The following is a 16,133-nucleotide window of genomic DNA, read 5'->3' as shown; positions in this document are numbered from 1 at the left end:
GCCGGAAGGCAGACTGCGCGCGGGTAGCCAAGCTTGGAAACGGCGCAGCGCTTAGGACGCTGTCCCGTAGGGGTCCGCCGGTTCAAATCCGGTCCCGCGCACTCTCTGCCTTCCGTTTTCGGCTTGTCGGAGCTACTAATGAACCTTGAAAACTGAATACGATCGAACGCTATCTCCGTTTAAACTCGAATAAAAAATCTGTGAATGGGATAAAAAAGTTCCGTCGGAATATCATATGGCGTAGCAATACAAACACAAAGTTACAAATTCAGATTGCGGGGTTATATTCTAGTTTGCTAGACCATCGCAAATAAAAAATTAAATAGGGGTCCGGAAGTTGGATCTTCTTAGTATCATTTTTCCATTCAAATATTGCAGACTCTGGGTGTGTTTCAGTTATTCTCTCATCCATTCTTTCTAAAGCCTGTGTTACACTGGGTAGTGGTGGAGCAGAGTTCATACACTGGTTTTCTATACCCTCAACTAACTTTGACCGGTTCAGACCCTCCTCTGATTGGTCTAATTCCTCCTGAATCGAATCATCAGCAATTCCTCTGAGAATTGCCTCATATACATCTCCCTCTGTTCCATCCACAAACTTGTGTGAGTCCCGCTGTTGTTTTCCACTGATTCCTTCTCCATTCAATATATCAAAAACTTTATCTATATCAAGGGAAGAACCTGTCCATCCCAGCACATCTTCTATCTGGTTTTTATCCATACTAATATCTGTCATTGTATCTTTACGTTCTGTAATTCCCTTTAGACCACAGGCATCATAACACAGTTGCTGCATCAGATGCGGTGACCCTGCTGATTCTTTGGCAAATATTTCAATTGCAGATTCTGGAAAAGATACTTTAAGCGATTCAAATCCTTTCTCCCCAATTTTGATCAGGTCTTCTTTGTTCCAGTATTCTAATTCGAGGGTCAGGGCACGTCCCTGAAGATCAGGGTTGGCCTGTGTTAAATCATCACTTCTGTGGGGAATTAGTGCAACACATATTTTCAACCCACCCTCACTTGCCTGCTTTACAGCCTCCCCAATATCGCTCTGGAGTTCAGGGGATAAGTAGTGGAAATCGTCGATCAGCAAAACAAATGACTCAACTTCATTAACCTCAAGAATATCGTCCAACCCTCTACGTTGGTATGTTTCAATTGTCTCATCAGTGACCGACTCTGTCTCACTTGCACTACCTCCCGCATTGAACAGATGTGCTCGTATTCCAAAAGTTCCAGACACCTGTGACTCTTCCGTGGTCCCAGAAACCGATTCAGTACTTTGAGGGGCCCCCAGCTCGTCAAGAACTAAATCCCAGAGATGTCCTGTTGAGTCAATTTCTCCTCCGTATACTGATACAAAATTTCCTGAACCAACAACTTGGTGGTGTCGCAAAGTCCTCTAGACTTTGCCTCTGGTAGCCTCCACTGAGAGGTCACAGCTCATGGTTGTTTTGGTTGATCGACTGAGAAGTTCGTCGAAGAACGTCCGGTAGTGACCTGGATTGGCGTACTTCACGAGTCTGAGTTGAAGCAATGCCTCTAACCCGGCCTCTGTCCAGCGCATCCATTGGTTCTTGCATCGGTTCGCCACCTCTCCCATCGCTCGTTCCACGGGGTTCGAGGTCCACGGTACCTCGAACCCCTCAAGAGCCTGCTCGGCGAACGTCACTATCGACGGCAACCACCGCCGGAGATACCCCGCAGCCTTCCTCGAACCGAACTGCGAGAGTTGCCACGCTGTCTTCTCAATACGCTCGGTTGTTCGCGCGATCCGTTCGCGGATCGCCGCGAACTCTTCCTCGGGACGGTGCTTGGCAACCGAGTTCTTCAGATGGAACACCTCGTCGATCACTTCTGTGACGATCTCGGTTCGCCGCTCCAAGGAGAACACGCCGTCATCCCAGAGATTGTAGCCCAGCGTCCGGCCAACGTGGACGAGATCAAGCTGATGCTCGCGTGTTTCGTCGGTAAATGCCGTGACGATACTGTCATCAGCGTCACTGACGACCGTAGCGTCGTCAGTGACTGCGCCGATGTCATCGAGAGCGGCCGCTGTCTCGTCCCAGTCAGCATTGATCGACAGATCCAGCAGGGACCGCGAGTCCCCAGCAGTATCCTCGCCGAGCGTTGCTTGAACGGAGTGGTACGAGCGGTCTTCGTCTTGGCTGTGACACTTCGTTCCGTCGGCAATAATCGCGTCAGCGTCCGTTCCGGCAACACAGTCAGGAAGGAACTGCTTGAGCTTGCTGCCGTATTCTTTGGCACGGCGGTTGATGGTGTCTGGCGACGGCATCGAGACGAAGCCGTCGCCGTGATCGGCGGCATCTCGATAGCTGAGAGAGGTAGCGAGATCGACGCTCTTGGCCGCGATGTCCTGTTGATAGCGATTCTGCCCGTCGAAGTCGATGACGTCTTCGACGGGCCGAAGATAGCTCGGTTCGTCGTGGTCAGCGGCTGTATCTTCGACGTAGTGGAGGTCGAATTCGTGCTCGCCGGCGGTCGTAACGGCTGTGCGGGGATCGGTGCCGCGGCGCTGGAACCGCTGGTCACCGTTGCCGTGGGCGTATTTTTCGCCACAGAGCGCCTCGACGCGGCCCGCGTCGAGGCTCTCGACCAGTTCTTCGAGAAGTACCGATTCGATGTTCTGGTCGGTGACGAACTCGGCGAGTGCGGCGAGCGGTATGGTTTTGTCGTCATCGGTACTGAGTTCGAACCGCACGTTGATTTCAGCGTGCATGGGGTGGTCTCGGTTTGGTCACCAGAGACAACCCCTTCCTGAAGGGAGTCAGTTGCTACCGAAGTCTAGACCGCTTTGCGACACGACCAACAACTTGCTCTATGAGTACACTTTTTCCGGACTTTGATGGACCTGATAGCGATACTATTGCGCCAGACCTCCGAAGTTGATGTTCAACTCGGTTTTCTAACTCTCCCTGTCCCCGTTCCACGTATGTATGCTCGGGAAAATCACCGGGGGTAAATACATCTTGGACATTCATACGGACAAAAGGTGAAAGGCCATGATAAATCTTTGGAACAAAAACATAACCTTGATACTAAGAATCATTCATATTTTGACGTGATAGGGGGAGAGGGAGGCGGGCGGCAGACAGCATAGCCGATAGTGACTGTACGGCAAACTGATTGCCAAAAATTAGCGCCATTGTCCATGAGTCCCGATTCAAATATACCTGGTAGATCCAGCCAAAGTGATTCGCACTTGACGCTGTCTCAGTTGAATATTAATACATAAGACGATCAATTATATCTGTAGACAATCAAAAACGGACATGCCACTCCAAAACCGGCGCGTTAGCGTTCCTACGGACATCCGCGCTTAGGATACTATCTCATAGGGAACTGCCGGTTCAAATCCGGTCCCGCGCATCTACCTTTTGCTGTCGTTCGAAAATCGCTGCGCGATTTTCGGATAATGAGACGCCGGAGGCGTCTCGAACCACGCTCTGCTCGCTGGCGCTCGCTCCGCTGTCTTCGCGCGGCGGAGCCGCGCGAATGGTCCGAGGCGCGTAGCGCCTCGCTAGCAAAATCTGGACCAAAAGCCGGCGTCACCCCTTTCGGGGGTTCCTCGGCCCGCTCACTCGCTGCGCTCGTTCGCGGTTGGTGAACCCGACCGCAAAATCGAATCAACCTGCGTGTAGCTGACCATCGAAATCAATCCGATATCGTTCAGCACAAGCTACTTGTTATCGTAGCAGAAATAGATCGTATGAAGCGGCGCTGGTTTCTGGTGCTCGGTCTCGGGATGATCGTGGCCAATCTGGGATTCCTCTTCGCCTTCCGTGCGACGATTCTCGAAAATCCGGCGACCGCCGCGACGAACACCGTGCTCGTCTTCGGTGGTGTTCTGATGGCCATCGGCGGTGCCGGCGCGCAGCCTCGGGGCACGTGGTATCAGTTCGTCGGCACCGGTGACGTGCTGATCGGTATCGGAATGGCTTCCTCGTACCTGCTGCCGATGGTGTATGGGACGTCACCCTACGGCAGCACCGAGGGCATTCTCCTCGCTATCTGCGCCGTGGCCGGCGGCGGCTCGCTCGCGTTCATGGGATTCGACTGGATCCGTGGCGGGCGACATTTCGATCTCTCGACGTACGAGCGTGGCCCGATCCTCGACTCGATACGGACTTAAAGTACCGTTTCACGCCGTCACGACGACTATGCGTCGGGCGTAGCAAGGATCGACATGAGCATTCGATCGCGAACGAGCGAGCGCGTGCAGACGGTGCGAACCGGCGTCGCCGAGCGCATCGAGGCACTCGCGGGCACCATCGACAAGAAGGCCCTCTACGCCGGCATCGCTGCCACGTTTCTGATCGGGTTGCTCTCGCTGGTCGTCCCGATCATTCCGTTTTTCGGCTTCATCACCGGCGGCGTCGTCGGCGGGTTCATCGCGGCCTACGCTGCGGGCGGGCTGGTGCGCGGGATCGTTCATGGCGTCGTCGCGGCAGTCATCGGCGGGATCATCCTCGCCGGTCTCGGGGTGGGCCAGGGGCTGCTCCTGGGATTCGTCTTCATCGAGACACCGACGATCATCGGAGCGTTCACGCCGGCGATTTCGGCGGTGTTCTCCCGGCAGCCGCTGTTCGCGCTCGTCGCCACGCTCGTGGTGCTCCCGATGCTCGTCGGTTTCGATGGGGCCGTCGGCGGTGTGGTCGGCAGCGCGCTCCGCTGGGTTCGCGACCGACTCGCCTGATACTGTCGGACGGAAGTATGTGAAGACCGGATCGTGGAGATCCATCGCATGGGCGATGTTTCGCATCATGGATCTCCAATCAGTTCCGTCCGACAGTATGACCTATCCCGTGGAGTTTTCGAGGATCAGTCCGTAGACGAGCCCCATCGCCCCGCCGTAGAGCGCCCATGCCACGACGCCGACGATCCCGCCGACGGTGAGATACGGTGCCGGCACCGATAGCCCCATCACCAGTCGGAGCCAGATCGGCATGGCGATCAGCTGGAAGAGCACGCCGACGGCGATCCCGTAGAGCTGGCCCACGCCGGCACAGGTGACGCCGAGCGCCGAGCGCTTGAGCAGCGGGACGAGCAGTTTCTGGAGCACCGAACTCCGCGAGGAGAGCATGATGACCGTGTTGGCGAACGAGTTGATCGATCCCGAGACGAACGCGACGAACGGGATGCCGAACAGGATCCCAAGCGCCAACAGCACGTACCAGCCGCCGTTGAGCGAGTAGAGACCGACGATGCCGCCGATCTCGTAGACCATCTCGGTGCGATAGAGACTCATGACGAGACCGGCTTGCAGCGCGCCGAACAGCCCGCCGATGACGACGCCCTCGACCGCGCTGGTGTCGATGCTCGGCGAGAGCCGCGAGCGAAGCGTTGCGAGACGCGAACGGACGGCCATGTTCGATGCACTCGTGCATCGAGGCAAAAGCCTTCGGCGGGGTCAGTACGGTCTCTTATATTACTCAGCTCGTGCTGGCGAACGGATCGACTTCTGAGGAGCGCTGGTCGATGAGTACGAGCTGATAGCGCGCGACGTTCGCGGGATCGGTGTCGAGTGCCTGTGCGTCGAACGCCCACGTCTCGCCGACCGCGAAGTCGCTCTGGCTATCGGAGGCGCGACCGATGTCGGTGCCGGAGCGGTCGAAAAACCGGGCGTGCGCCGCGATGAAGTCGAGATCGACGTCGCCGCGGTTTGCGGTGCGTCCGCGGACGCCGCCCGAACCGTCCCGATAGAACTCGTGATCGAGCAGGACGAGCCCCTGACTCGTCGGTGCGTCGGTCGTTTCGGTGAATTCGGTGGCTCCGGTCGTTTCGGTCGCCGCTGCGGTGGGAGAGCCGTTGATCGCGATGCGCCGTGCGTATTTGCCCTCGCCAGCGCCGAGACAGCCGGCCAGAAGCCCGGCGCAGCCGCTGCCCATGCCGACGAGCACTCGGCGTCGTTGCATACCGATGCGTTAGCCGCGGCACTCAAAAACCTGTGGTCGATGATGAAATTTAGTGGTGAGCATCGTGATACATCCACGGACCGAGAAACGCCGCTGTCACAACCTTTTTGCGGGTTCGGCTGGCGCTATGGTATACGAATGGCGAACGTACGCGACCTGCTCGACGAACTCGTCGAGGGGGTCGAGACGGTGTTGTTGTTCTCGCCGAGCGAGGCCTACTACGAACGCTGTCGGGAGATCGAGGACGTCTCGGTGGTCGTCTGTGCCGGCGACAACGGCGTCGGGTCCGAGCGGTTCGTCGAACTCCCGCTCGAATTCGTCGCCGCCAAAGAGCGCATCCGCTTCGGCGTCGAGGGGGCAACCGAGGAGGGTTTTCTCACCAAGGGTGACGAGGTAGTCTGCGCGCTGCAACTGTTCGACGACGCCATCGACAGCGTCTGTCGGGTGCGGGTGGGCGATCTCGACCGCTCGGGCGTCTACGATCTCTTCACGACCTCGCGCGCCGATCCGGCGGTCATCAGCGCGGTCGTCGACGTGGCGGTCGAACTCGGCCAGAAAGGACAGAAAGGAAAGCCGGTCGGCGCGCTGTTCGTCATCGGTGACGCCGGGAAGGTGATGAACAAGTCTCGCCCTCTTTCATATAACCCGTTCGAGAAATCCCACGTCCACGTCGGCGATCCCATCGTGAACGTCATGTTGAAGGAGTTCTCGCGGCTCGACGGCGCGTTCGTCATCAGCGATTCGGGGAAGATCGTCTCGGCCTATCGCTATCTCGAACCGAACGCCGAGGGCGTCGACATCCCGAAGGGGCTCGGGACGCGTCACATGGCGGCGGCGTCGATCACGCGCGATACGAACGCGACGGCGGTCGTGTTGAGCGAGAGCGATCGGCTGGTGCGGGCGTTCAAGGGCGGCGAGCTGATTCTCGAACTCGATCCGGAGGAGTACTGATGGCTTTCGGCGCGCTGCTCCAGAGCCTTCTGGACGGCCGGTTCGATCTCGTGTTGATCGTCATCATGCTGGTGGTCGGCGTGGTCGTCGCCTATCTCGTCGGCCAGGTGAGCGAGCGGATGCTCGTGGCCGCCGGCGTCGGCGAGGCCGTCGAGGGTACCGCCTTCGAGCGCACCGTCGGTCGACTCGGCACATCGACGGTGTCGATGCTCGCGGGGCTGTTCGCGCTGTTCGTCGTCCTCGTGTTCGTCGTGCTCGCGCTCACCATCTCCGCCGTGCTCGACGTGCGAGTGTATCTCCGCCAGTTCATCAACTTCCTCCCGCAGCTGTTCGTCGCCGCACTGGTGGTCGTGTTCGGGCTCGTCGTCGCGGACAAGGCCGAGGTGTTCGTCTCCGAGCGACTGCGCAGCGTCAAGCTTCCCGAGATCGGGCTGCTCGCGCTGCTGGTCAAATACAGCATCATCTACGTCGCGGCGCTGCTCGCGCTCGGCCAGATCGGCATCTCGAACGTCGCCCTGCTGGTCCTTCTCGGGGCCTACGCCTTCGGGCTCGTCTTCCTCGGTGGACTCGCCTGTCGCGATCTCCTCGCCGCGAGCGCCGCCGGCTTCTACCTCCTGCTCGCCGAACCGATCGCCATCGGCGACGAGGTCCGCATCGACGGGCGCTCGGGCATCGTTCAGGAGGTGGACGTCCTCGTCACCCACGTCGAGAACGACGGCGAGGAGTTCATCGTCCCGAACGACCGCGTCTTCCGCTCGGGCATCATCCGCGTTCGGTAGCGCCGGACGGGCCTGTCGACCCGGGCCAGGCGAACCCCTTTGTGGTCGCCGACCGTGGCGTGGGTATGCAGTGGAAACTGTTCGCCACGCTCGCCGAGACCGCCGGCGAGCGCGAGGTCGCGATCGAGACGGAGCCGAACGCGACGCTCGACGACGCGCTCGCAGCGCTGTTCGATCGCCACCCGGGGCTCGAAGACGAGATCGTCCAGAACGGCGAACTGCGCGAACATATCAACCTCCTCCACAACGGCGAGGATCCCTTCACCGCCGGTGACGGGTTCGATACGGAACTCGACGAGAGCGATGAACTCGCCGCGTTCCCGCCGGTCAGCGGCGGTTAGAGTTCAACCGCGGCGTCGAGTGCAATGGCGATGGCGCGCTCGACGTTGTCCTTCGCCTTTTCCGGGAGTTCTTCACCGTCGGTTTCGCCCTTCTGCGTGCCCGCGACGAGGTTGCCGTCGACGGTACAGAGCGCGCCCGCGCGGAGGCCCTTCCGGCGCGCGAGCGTGAAGATCGCCGCGGCCTCCATCTCGACAGCGAGCACGCCCGCTCGCTCCCACGATTCGATGTACTCGTCGGTTTCGGCGTAGAAGGCGTCGTCCGAGGCGATCGCGCCCACGTGAACGGGTTCCTCGCGTGATTTCGACGCTTCGACCAGCCCCGAGAGCACGTCGTAGTCGGGCACCGCGGGGACGGTATCGCGCTCGTAGCGCCCCGTCGTCCCCTCGTCTTTGGCCGCGCCGGTCGCGACCACCACGTCACCGACTTCGATCTCCTGCTGGAGCGCGCCCGTCGTCCCAACGCGAATGACGCTCTCGACGCCCACGTTCGAGAGTTCCTCGACGGCGATCGCCGCCGACGGACAGCCGATGCCCGTCGAACAGATCGTCACGGGAGTACCCTCGTAGCTCGCGTTGACGATCTTGTACTCGCGGTTTTCGGCCACCGTGGTCGCGTCCTCGCAGTGGCCCGCGATGCGATCGACACGCCCGGGATCGCCCGGCAGCAGCGCGACGTCGTTCAGATCGCCCGATTCGACGAGCAGGTGTGGCTGTTTTGCCATATCCCGAACTCGATGGCCGGCATGAAAAGTCGGTCTATCCGTATCGTTCGAGCAGTTCGCGTTCCTCGGCCAGCAACTCGCTCACGCCGTGGGTCATGATCGCTTCGCCGAGCGCCGTCGCGGCGTAGTACGAATACAGCCCATCCGCGCCGCGTTCCTTCCGCTTCCGATTGGCGATCAGCCCCACGGATTCGAGCTTGTCGAGGTGGTAGTGCAGCCGGTTCGAGGGGATTTCGAGTGTCTCGGCGAGTTCCGTTGCGCTCAGTTCGCTTTCGGCGAGGAGTTCGGAAAGCACCCTGTAGCGTGTCTTCTCGCCGATGGCGCGCTGCATGGCGAGGTATTCTTCGAGCGAGAGCACGCTGTCTTCGGGCAAATAGGGTGCCCCGTAGCGGTGTGATTCGGTCATGGAGTCACGAGTTTGTAGTCATCTCCGTACTACACCGTTATCATTCTCGGTGCTGTAACCGAGCTATGGAGATCGAACCGTTCGCGCTCGAACGCTGGTTCGGGAAGTACGAACACGACGCCGATATCATGCTCGCCGAGAGCGGCATCAGAAGCCTAGCTGCCTCGCGCTTCGACACCGATCCCGGCGATCTCGGCTACGTGATCCCGACCGACGGCGATCCCGATTTTCGGGCGGAGATCGCCGCACGTTACGGCCGCTCGGCCGACGAGGTGGTGTTCACCTGCGGCACCCAGGAGGCCAATCTCCTCGCCATGCTCGCGACGCTCGACGACGAGGACCACGCGGTCGTCGTCACGCCGACCTACCAGTCGCTGCACGCACTGCCCCGCTCGATCGCGGACGTTTCGACGGTCGAGCTGGCACCCCCGGGGTGGAACCTCGATCCCGACGCCGTCGCCGACGCGATCGAGCCGAACACGCGGCTCGTGGTCGTGAACAACCCGAACAACCCGACCGGAAAATACCACTCACAGGACACGATCGACGCGCTCTCCGATCTCGCGGTCGACAACGACGCCTATCTGCTCTGTGACGAGGTGTACCGGCTGCTCGCCGACGATCCCCTCCCGCCGGTGGCGAGTCTGGGGCCTCGTGGGATCAGTACGACGAGCCTGACGAAGGCTCACGGGCTGGCGGGCCTGCGCTTTGGCTGGCTCGCCGGCCCACCCGAGATCGTCGACACCGCCCGTCGCTGGAAGGATTACACGACGATCTCGCCGTCGATCTTCGGTCAGCATGTCGCCCGACAGGCCCTCGCCGATGAGGATACAATTCTCGACGAGAACCGTGCGCTCGCGCGGGACCATCGCGAGCGCGTCGGCGAGTTCCTCGCAGCATACGGGCTCGACTGGTACGAACCCGTCGGCGTGAACGCCTTTCCCACGGTTCCGGATGAATTCGACGACTCCCGGGAGTTCTGTCGCACGGTGGTCGAAGCGGAATCGGTCGTGCTCGCGCCCGGCGACCTGTTCGGCTTCGACGATCGCTTCCGGCTGGGTTTCGGTCTGCCGACCGACGAGCTGGCGGAGGGACTGAAACGGGTCGGTCGGGTCATCGAGAACGCCCGATAGCATCCGGGCTATCCAAACCGTTTATACAGCCCCGTCAGCAATCGCGGACATGGCTAGGCAACAGAATCAGGTCCGCGAGCTCGACGAGGGAAGCTACGTGATGATCGACGACGCGCCGTGCAAGATCACCGCCTACAGCACGGCGAAACCCGGCAAACACGGCAGTGCGAAGGCACGCGTCGAGGGCAAGGGCGTCTTCGACGACAACAAGCGCAACTTCACCCAACCCGTCGACGCCAAGGTCTGGGTGCCGATCATCCAGCGCAAACAGGGCCAGGTCGTCAGCGTCGAGAGCGACGACGTCGCGCAGGTGATGGATCTCGACACCTACGAGACGTTCACGATCAAGACGCCCGGCGACGCGGAGCTCTCGCCGGACGACGAGATCGAGTATCTGGAGATGGACGAGCAGCGAAAGATCGTCTGAATGGGCTTTCCCGGCGCGAACGACGCGCGCGAAACGGCCGACTACGTCCTTCTGGGCGCACCGCTCGACGTCTCGACGAGCTTTCAGCCCGGCACCCGATTCGGTCCTCGCGAGGTGCGCCACCACGCACACACCTTCGACGACTACGACCGCCGTACGGGAACCCACTTCACCGATCTCGGCGTCCACGACGCCGGCGATCTCGACGCCTGGGAGGACGCTGCCGAATATCTCGACTTCCTCCAGGGGATGGTCACGGATATCGAGAGCGAGGATCGCCTCCCGCTACTCGTCGGCGGCGAACACACCGTCAGCGCCGCTGGCGTGCGTGCGACCGATCCCGATGTCTTCATCTGTCTCGACGCCCATCTCGATCTCCGCGAGGAGTTCGCGGGCAACGAACTGAGCCACGCGACCGTCACCCGGCGCACCCTCGACGTCGTCGACGAGGTAATCGTCCTCGGCGCGCGGACCGGCAGCGAAGCCGAATGGGAGCGCGCCGACCACGACGACGTCACGGTAGTACCGCCCGAGGACGTGCCCGACTGGGAACCCGAGTTCGACGGCGACGCCTATCTGAGCGTCGACATCGACGCCGCCGATCCCGCCTTCGCGCCGGGCACGGGGACGATGGAGCCGTTCGGACTGACCCCTCGCGGGCTGCGCCGGGTCGTCCGGGCGGTCGCTCCCCGATCTGTCGGCTTCGATGTCGTTGAGGTCAACGACCGCGACGACGGACAGGCCGCCGCCCTCGGTGGGAAACTCCTCCGCGAGTTCGTCTATTCGCACGCGGCGCGAGCGGACGTCTGACTACTCGTAGCTCGCTCGCCACGGACGATCGACGGCTTGATTCGACGGGTGGGCGAACGGCCGACGATGGTCCTCGGTGGCGTGCTCCCCGACAGCCCGATCGTCCACGGCCTCGTGATCGTCGCCGCGACCGGCCTCATCTGGTTCGGCAGCGGCTGGCTGGAGGAGTCGGCCGAACGGCTCGCCGCCCACTACGGTCTGCCGCCGGTCGTCCAGGGCTCGGTCGTCGTCGCGGTCGGATCGAGCTTTCCCGAACTGTCGAGCGTCGTGTTCACGGCGCTCGCCGGTGCCTTCGACATGGGCGTCGGGGCGATCGTCGGCTCGGCGGTGTTCAACGTGTTGATGATCCCCGCGCTGTCGGGCATCGCCACCGATTCGGATCTCGACGCGAACCGCGAGATCGTCTACAAGGAGGCGCAGTTCTACATGCTCGCGGTCGCCACGCTCGTCGTCACGTTCTCGCTCGCGGTGATCTACATCCCGACAGGAACCGGTCTCGTCGGCCAGGTCACGCGCCCGCTCGCGCTGATCCCGCTGTTGCTCTACGGGCTCTACCTGTTCATCCAGTGGCAGGACGTGAACGATCACGACGCCGTCGGCGGGACCGAGACCGATATCGGGCGCGCCTGGGGCAAGCTCGCCGTCGGACTGGTCGTCATCCTCGTGGCCGTCGAGCAGCTCGTCGGCAGTGTCGAAGCGCTCGGCACCACCTTCGGCGTGCCCGAGTTCCTCGCCGGCGTCACCGTCATCGCGGCGGCGACGAGCCTGCCCGATCTGCTCGTGAGCGTGCGTGCGGCCCGTGCGGGCAACTCCACCACCAGCCTCGGCAACGTGCTCGGCTCGAACACGTTCGACCTGCTCGTGGCGATCCCGATCGGCGTCCTGATCGTCGGGAGCGTGCCGATCGACTTCGCGGTCGCCGTACCGATGCTCGGCGTGCTCACGCTCGCGACGGTGCTCCTCTTTACGGTTCTCCGGACCGAACTCTCGATCACCACCCTCGAATCGTACGCGCTGCTCGTCGGCTACGGGCTGTTCGTCGCGTGGGTCATCGCCGAGACCGCCGGCGTGACACACCTGCTCCGCGGTTCCTGATGGCTTCGACGACCGGACTCAGTCGAGCGGCCGGAGTTCGGCGCTGAAATGACGGAGTTCGGCCATCGCGGGCTCGTCGACGATCTCGTAGCCCGGGAGCTCCTCGCGGCGTTCGGCGACCGCCGCGAACGTCTCGGCGACGTGTTCGAGGTGATCGCGGAAGTAGGTCCGTCGAGGGAGACAGAGCCGGACGAGCTGGGGGCGATCCTCGCCGGGGAAGGCGAGCTCGCCGAGTTCGACGGCGCGCACGCCACCCTCCTCGTAGAGCGCACAGACGAGCGCCTGGCCGGGGAACTCCTCACGTGGAATCGAGGGGAGGAACTCGCCGGCATCGACGTAGACCGCGTGGCCGCCGGTCGGGGTGCGGATCGGGACGCCGACCTCCTGGAGGAGTGTCCCGAGTTCGGCGACCTGCTCGACGCGCGATTCGATATAGGGCTTCTCGACCGCCTCGCGCAGTCCGACCGCCATCGCTTCGAGATCACGGCCGGCCATCCCGCCGTAGGTCGAAAAGCCCTCGAACAGGATGCCGCGCTGGCGGGCCTGTTCGTAGAGTTCGTCGTCGTTCTCGCGGACACCGACGAACCCACCGACGTTGGCGAGGCCGTCCTTCTTCCCGCTCATCACGATCGCGTCGGCCATCGAGAGCTGCTCGCGGGCGACGCTGGCGACGCTTTCGCCTTCGAATTCGGCCTCGCGCTGGGCGACGAAGTAGGCGTTCTCGGCGAACCGGCAGGCGTCGATCACGAGCCGTGCGTCGAGCTCGTCCGCGACCGCACGGGCTTCCCGGAGGTTGGCGATGCTGACGGGCTGACCAGCCAAGGAATTGTTCGTGATCGTGACGACGACGGCCGGGATCCGCTCGGCACCGACTTCGCTCGCGAGTTCGCGCACTGCGTCGGTGTCGAGGTTTCCCTGGAAGGGATCGCCGGGGTCGCTCTCGATCGGGCAGTCGACGGGTTCGCCGCCGGCGTTGACGATATGTGCCCGCGTCGTGTCGAAGTGGGTGTTGTTCGGGACGTACTCGCCCTCCGCAACGAGTGCGCCGTAGAGGACGTTCTCCGCGCCGCGACCCTGATGAGCGGGGACGATCCGCGAGAACCCCATCACGTCCTCAACCGCGGCTTCGAGATTCTGGAAGCTCTCGCTGCCGGCGTAGGACTCGTCGCCGCGATGGAGCGCGGCCCACTGTTCGTCGCTCATCGCGCCCGTTCCGCTGTCGGTCAGCAGATCGACGAACACCGCCTCGGCATCGAGATCGAAAACGTTGTAGCCCGCCTCATGGAGATGGCGCTCACGCGCCTCGCGATCGGGAAGCTCGATACGCTCGACCGACTTCGCCTTGTACGCTCGCATACCCCATCGACGGTCGAGCGCGTGAAAACGCTAATCGAGGAAATCAGTGGCTCGGAAACCGATTTCGGACCTCGATGTTCGATTTCGGCCATCGCTGTCCGACGTACCGGCAGCTCTCGATGATATTTCGGTACGCCGTGGTGAGCTCCCCACACGGCGACACGACTACGCCGTCACGGCGAACGATTCGACCATCGCACCGGCAGTTCCCGCGAAGGCGATGGCGTCGCGCCAGTCGATGCCGAGGCTGTAGTCGGTGTCGTTCGCGGAGACGAACAGATAGCAGAGTCGCCAGCGCTCACCGTCGGCGACGTAGGTGCATTCGAGCACGCAGCCGGTCCGTCCGTCCGCCACCCGAACGGTCCCGTCCATGAACAGTTCGAATCCGGTGACGTATCCGTCGACGTCGAGTTCGGTGAGCAGGGCGGTCGTCGACGCCGCCGTCGTTCGTCCGTCCCACTCGACGACGGCGCTGACGTCGCCATCGGGGGCCGCGAACGTCGTGTCGCCGCCGTTGACCGCGACCGACCAGTCGGCGGGATGAGCGAGACGGTAGCCATGCTCCTCGTCGGTGTAGGCGTTCAGCGTTCGTTCGGTCGTGATCGGTGTCATCGTTCGCTGTCGGTTCTCGTCGGCGTGTTCACCGTCGGCTCCTGGTGTCACGCCGTGGTTTGGCGTTCGTATCGTCTGTCGTGTGAGTGAGTGCAGAAGAGGGAGAGCCGCGTCGTGATTACGCGAGTCGGTCGGCGATCGACGCGGCGATGGGGAGTCTGGCGACCTTTCCCTGATAGGCCTTGATCATCAGATAGATCCAGGCGACGAAACTCCCGAGCGAGACGACGAGCCAGACCAGACCGAGGATCAGTCCGAAGAGACTTCCGGCGAGGAACAGGCCCGAACTCCCGCTCACCGTCGCCATCGAGACGGCCGTTCCGAGAAAGGAGAGCGCGATGTACGCGACGACGAGCACGCCGGTGAAGGCCATGCTCTGGGCGGCGTGCCAGCGCACGAACCGGTCCTCGCGCTCGATGAGATAGAAGAGCAGTCCCGAGACGAAGCCGAACAGATACGACAGCGCCCCCGCGGTGGTGCTGTCGAGTCCGGATTCGCTTTCGCTTGTCGTCGATTCCTCGTCGATGCCGATGTCCTGTGTGCTGCTTGCCATCTGTGGTCTCCTGTGGGTTCGATCGTTCGCACGAGCGCCGGCGGCGACGCCGCCAACGGACGAACGAAGGCGCGTGCAGATGGTATAGCCATCGTGTGGGATCATTGCATACCGCGGGATCGTTTCACGCTGTGGGATGGTAGCACGCGGTGGCTATATCGCTCGAAACGACCTCTCTTCGAGCGAGCCACCGTGTGGCTCGGAGCACACCAATGGATTTCGACGATTTCGTCCGATCGCACGGACCAGACGAGACCACGAAGACGTTCGACCGCGAGAGCTCGAAGCTGCTCGACGTCGCCCTCGACGGTGCCGTCATGGCCAAGGCCGGCTCGATGATCGGCTACACCGGCGAGGTTGCCTTCGAGCGCAAATCCTCCGGCGGGTTGAAGGGCATGCTGAAAAAGCGCGTCACCGGCGAGGGGGGCGTGATGATGCGCGCGAGCGGCGTTGGCCACCTCTACCTCGCCGATGCCGGCAAGGAGGTCCAGATCCTCGAACTCGACGCCGACGACGAGGTGAGCGTCAACGGCAACGACGTGCTCGCCTTCGAGGAATCGGTGAACTGGGACATCAAGATGATGAGTTCCATCGCCGGGGTCTCCTCGGGCGGGATGTTCAACGTCTATCTGCAGGGGCCGGGCCACATCGCGATCACCACCCATGGCGAGCCGCTGGTGCTGCCGACGCCCGTCCGGACCGATCCGAACGCCACCGTCGCCTGGAGCGCGAACGTCTCGCCGAGCGCGAAGCGCGATCTGAACATCAAGAGCTTCATCGGGCGCTCGTCGGGCGAGAGCTTCCAACTGGAGTTCGCCGGCCAAGATGGGTTCGTCATCGTCCAGCCCTACGAAGAGGCCAACCCCGATGGGGGCGGATCGGGTGGTGAAAGCGCCACCACGGGGGAGGGAATCAACGTTAGCGACTTCCTCTGAACCCTGCTGACGCCCACCGAACAGCCTGTCCTTCTTTCGGACTCTCCCCACCATTCATCAATCGTTTTCGACAC

Annotated in this window: 19 protein-coding genes and 1 tRNA gene; 11 read left to right on the top strand and 9 right to left on the bottom strand. The window is 62.0% G+C overall.

Annotation, left to right across the window (positions count from 1 at the left end; all coding sequences use genetic code 11):
* Positions 1 to 17 precede the first annotated feature (17 nt).
* Positions 18 to 101: transfer RNA gene (locus tag MUK72_RS12055), tRNA-Leu, on the top strand.
* Between the two features lie 167 nt (positions 102 to 268).
* Here MUK72_RS12055 and MUK72_RS12050 read toward each other — a convergent pair.
* Positions 269 to 1,399 carry a hypothetical protein gene (locus MUK72_RS12050; protein WP_244701094.1) on the bottom strand — a complete coding sequence of 377 codons (1,131 nt, stop codon included), beginning with the start codon at positions 1,397 to 1,399 and terminating at the stop codon, positions 269 to 271.
* 6 nt (positions 1,400 to 1,405) lie between these two features.
* Positions 1,406 to 2,743, bottom strand: coding sequence for an ISH6 family transposase (locus MUK72_RS12045; RefSeq protein WP_244701090.1), 1,338 nt, complete (start codon positions 2,741 to 2,743; stop codon positions 1,406 to 1,408).
* Between the two features lie 990 nt (positions 2,744 to 3,733).
* On the opposite strand from MUK72_RS12045, the gene MUK72_RS12040 reads away from it, so the two are divergent.
* Positions 3,734 to 4,156 (top strand): DUF7994 family protein, encoded by a 423-nt coding sequence (locus MUK72_RS12040; RefSeq protein ID WP_244701087.1) that lies wholly within the window; start codon positions 3,734 to 3,736, stop codon positions 4,154 to 4,156.
* Positions 4,157 to 4,210: 54 nt separating this feature from the next.
* The gene (locus tag MUK72_RS12035; protein ID WP_244701084.1) at positions 4,211 to 4,720 is read left to right on the top strand and encodes a hypothetical protein; all 510 of its coding nucleotides are present in this window, start codon (positions 4,211 to 4,213) and stop codon (positions 4,718 to 4,720) included.
* 102 nt (positions 4,721 to 4,822) lie between these two features.
* Here MUK72_RS12035 and MUK72_RS12030 read toward each other — a convergent pair whose 3' ends face one another.
* Both MUK72_RS12030 and MUK72_RS12025 read right to left on the bottom strand, forming a co-directional pair.
* Positions 4,823 to 5,392 (bottom strand): hypothetical protein, encoded by a 570-nt coding sequence (locus MUK72_RS12030; protein WP_244701081.1) that lies wholly within the window; start codon positions 5,390 to 5,392, stop codon positions 4,823 to 4,825.
* A gap of 64 nt (positions 5,393 to 5,456) precedes the next feature.
* Complete coding sequence (locus MUK72_RS12025; RefSeq protein WP_244701078.1) at positions 5,457 to 5,939, bottom strand: FxLYD domain-containing protein; 483 nt, start codon at positions 5,937 to 5,939, stop codon at positions 5,457 to 5,459.
* Positions 5,940 to 6,077: 138 nt separating this feature from the next.
* On the opposite strand from MUK72_RS12025, the gene dacZ reads away from it, so the two are divergent.
* From dacZ to MUK72_RS12010, 3 genes are all read left to right on the top strand, one after another.
* Positions 6,078 to 6,890 carry a diadenylate cyclase DacZ gene (gene dacZ, locus MUK72_RS12020; RefSeq protein WP_244701075.1) on the top strand — a complete coding sequence of 271 codons (813 nt, stop codon included), beginning with the start codon at positions 6,078 to 6,080 and terminating at the stop codon, positions 6,888 to 6,890.
* On the top strand, positions 6,890 to 7,669 hold the full coding sequence (locus MUK72_RS12015) for a mechanosensitive ion channel domain-containing protein (protein WP_004055392.1): 780 nt from the start codon (positions 6,890 to 6,892) through the stop codon (positions 7,667 to 7,669). The genes dacZ and MUK72_RS12015 overlap by 1 nt, the downstream gene beginning before the upstream one ends.
* A gap of 65 nt (positions 7,670 to 7,734) precedes the next feature.
* On the top strand, positions 7,735 to 8,010 hold the full coding sequence (locus MUK72_RS12010; protein WP_244701072.1) for a ubiquitin-like small modifier protein 1: 276 nt from the start codon (positions 7,735 to 7,737) through the stop codon (positions 8,008 to 8,010).
* Here MUK72_RS12010 and MUK72_RS12005 read toward each other — a convergent pair.
* Positions 8,007 to 8,732 carry a nucleoside phosphorylase gene (locus tag MUK72_RS12005; RefSeq protein ID WP_244701069.1) on the bottom strand — a complete coding sequence of 242 codons (726 nt, stop codon included), beginning with the start codon at positions 8,730 to 8,732 and terminating at the stop codon, positions 8,007 to 8,009. The two genes, MUK72_RS12010 and MUK72_RS12005, sit on opposite strands and share 4 nt — an antisense overlap.
* A 34-nt stretch (positions 8,733 to 8,766) precedes the next feature.
* Positions 8,767 to 9,138 (bottom strand): ArsR/SmtB family transcription factor, encoded by a 372-nt coding sequence (locus MUK72_RS12000; protein ID WP_244701066.1) that lies wholly within the window; start codon positions 9,136 to 9,138, stop codon positions 8,767 to 8,769.
* 65 nt (positions 9,139 to 9,203) lie between these two features.
* Between MUK72_RS12000 and MUK72_RS11995 the strand changes: the two genes are divergently transcribed.
* The 4 genes from MUK72_RS11995 to MUK72_RS11980 all read left to right on the top strand — a co-directional run bounded on the left by MUK72_RS11995 (position 9,204) and on the right by MUK72_RS11980 (position 12,603).
* On the top strand, positions 9,204 to 10,271 hold the full coding sequence (locus MUK72_RS11995) for an aminotransferase class I/II-fold pyridoxal phosphate-dependent enzyme (protein ID WP_244701063.1): 1,068 nt from the start codon (positions 9,204 to 9,206) through the stop codon (positions 10,269 to 10,271).
* A gap of 49 nt (positions 10,272 to 10,320) precedes the next feature.
* Positions 10,321 to 10,698, top strand: coding sequence for a translation initiation factor IF-5A (locus tag MUK72_RS11990; protein WP_004055387.1), 378 nt, complete (start codon positions 10,321 to 10,323; stop codon positions 10,696 to 10,698).
* Complete coding sequence (speB, locus tag MUK72_RS11985; protein WP_244701060.1) at positions 10,699 to 11,508, top strand: agmatinase; 810 nt, start codon at positions 10,699 to 10,701, stop codon at positions 11,506 to 11,508.
* Between the two features lie 66 nt (positions 11,509 to 11,574).
* Positions 11,575 to 12,603, top strand: coding sequence for a sodium:calcium antiporter (locus tag MUK72_RS11980; protein ID WP_244705330.1), 1,029 nt, complete (start codon positions 11,575 to 11,577; stop codon positions 12,601 to 12,603).
* 18 nt (positions 12,604 to 12,621) lie between these two features.
* Here the strand turns inward: MUK72_RS11980 and MUK72_RS11975 are convergent, their stop codons facing one another.
* The 3 genes from MUK72_RS11975 to MUK72_RS11965 all read right to left on the bottom strand — a co-directional run bounded on the left by MUK72_RS11975 (position 12,622) and on the right by MUK72_RS11965 (position 15,124).
* Positions 12,622 to 13,959 (bottom strand): tryptophanase, encoded by a 1,338-nt coding sequence (locus tag MUK72_RS11975; protein ID WP_244701058.1) that lies wholly within the window; start codon positions 13,957 to 13,959, stop codon positions 12,622 to 12,624.
* Positions 13,960 to 14,124: 165 nt separating this feature from the next.
* Positions 14,125 to 14,571: a hypothetical protein gene (locus MUK72_RS11970; protein ID WP_244701055.1), complete on the bottom strand. Its 447-nt coding sequence runs from the start codon at positions 14,569 to 14,571 to the stop codon at positions 14,125 to 14,127.
* Positions 14,572 to 14,689: 118 nt separating this feature from the next.
* Complete coding sequence (locus tag MUK72_RS11965) at positions 14,690 to 15,124, bottom strand: DUF4870 domain-containing protein (RefSeq protein WP_049916292.1); 435 nt, start codon at positions 15,122 to 15,124, stop codon at positions 14,690 to 14,692.
* A 212-nt stretch (positions 15,125 to 15,336) separates the two neighbouring features.
* Here MUK72_RS11965 and MUK72_RS11960 point away from each other — a divergent pair, with 212 nt between their 5' ends.
* On the top strand, positions 15,337 to 16,059 hold the full coding sequence (locus MUK72_RS11960) for an AIM24 family protein (RefSeq protein ID WP_244701052.1): 723 nt from the start codon (positions 15,337 to 15,339) through the stop codon (positions 16,057 to 16,059).
* Positions 16,060 to 16,133 lie beyond the last annotated feature (74 nt).

The organism is Halococcus dombrowskii (assembly GCF_022870485.1).
Classification (GTDB): domain Archaea; phylum Halobacteriota; class Halobacteria; order Halobacteriales; family Halococcaceae; genus Halococcus; species Halococcus morrhuae.
This window is presented reverse-complemented; position numbering and strand designations above follow the sequence as displayed.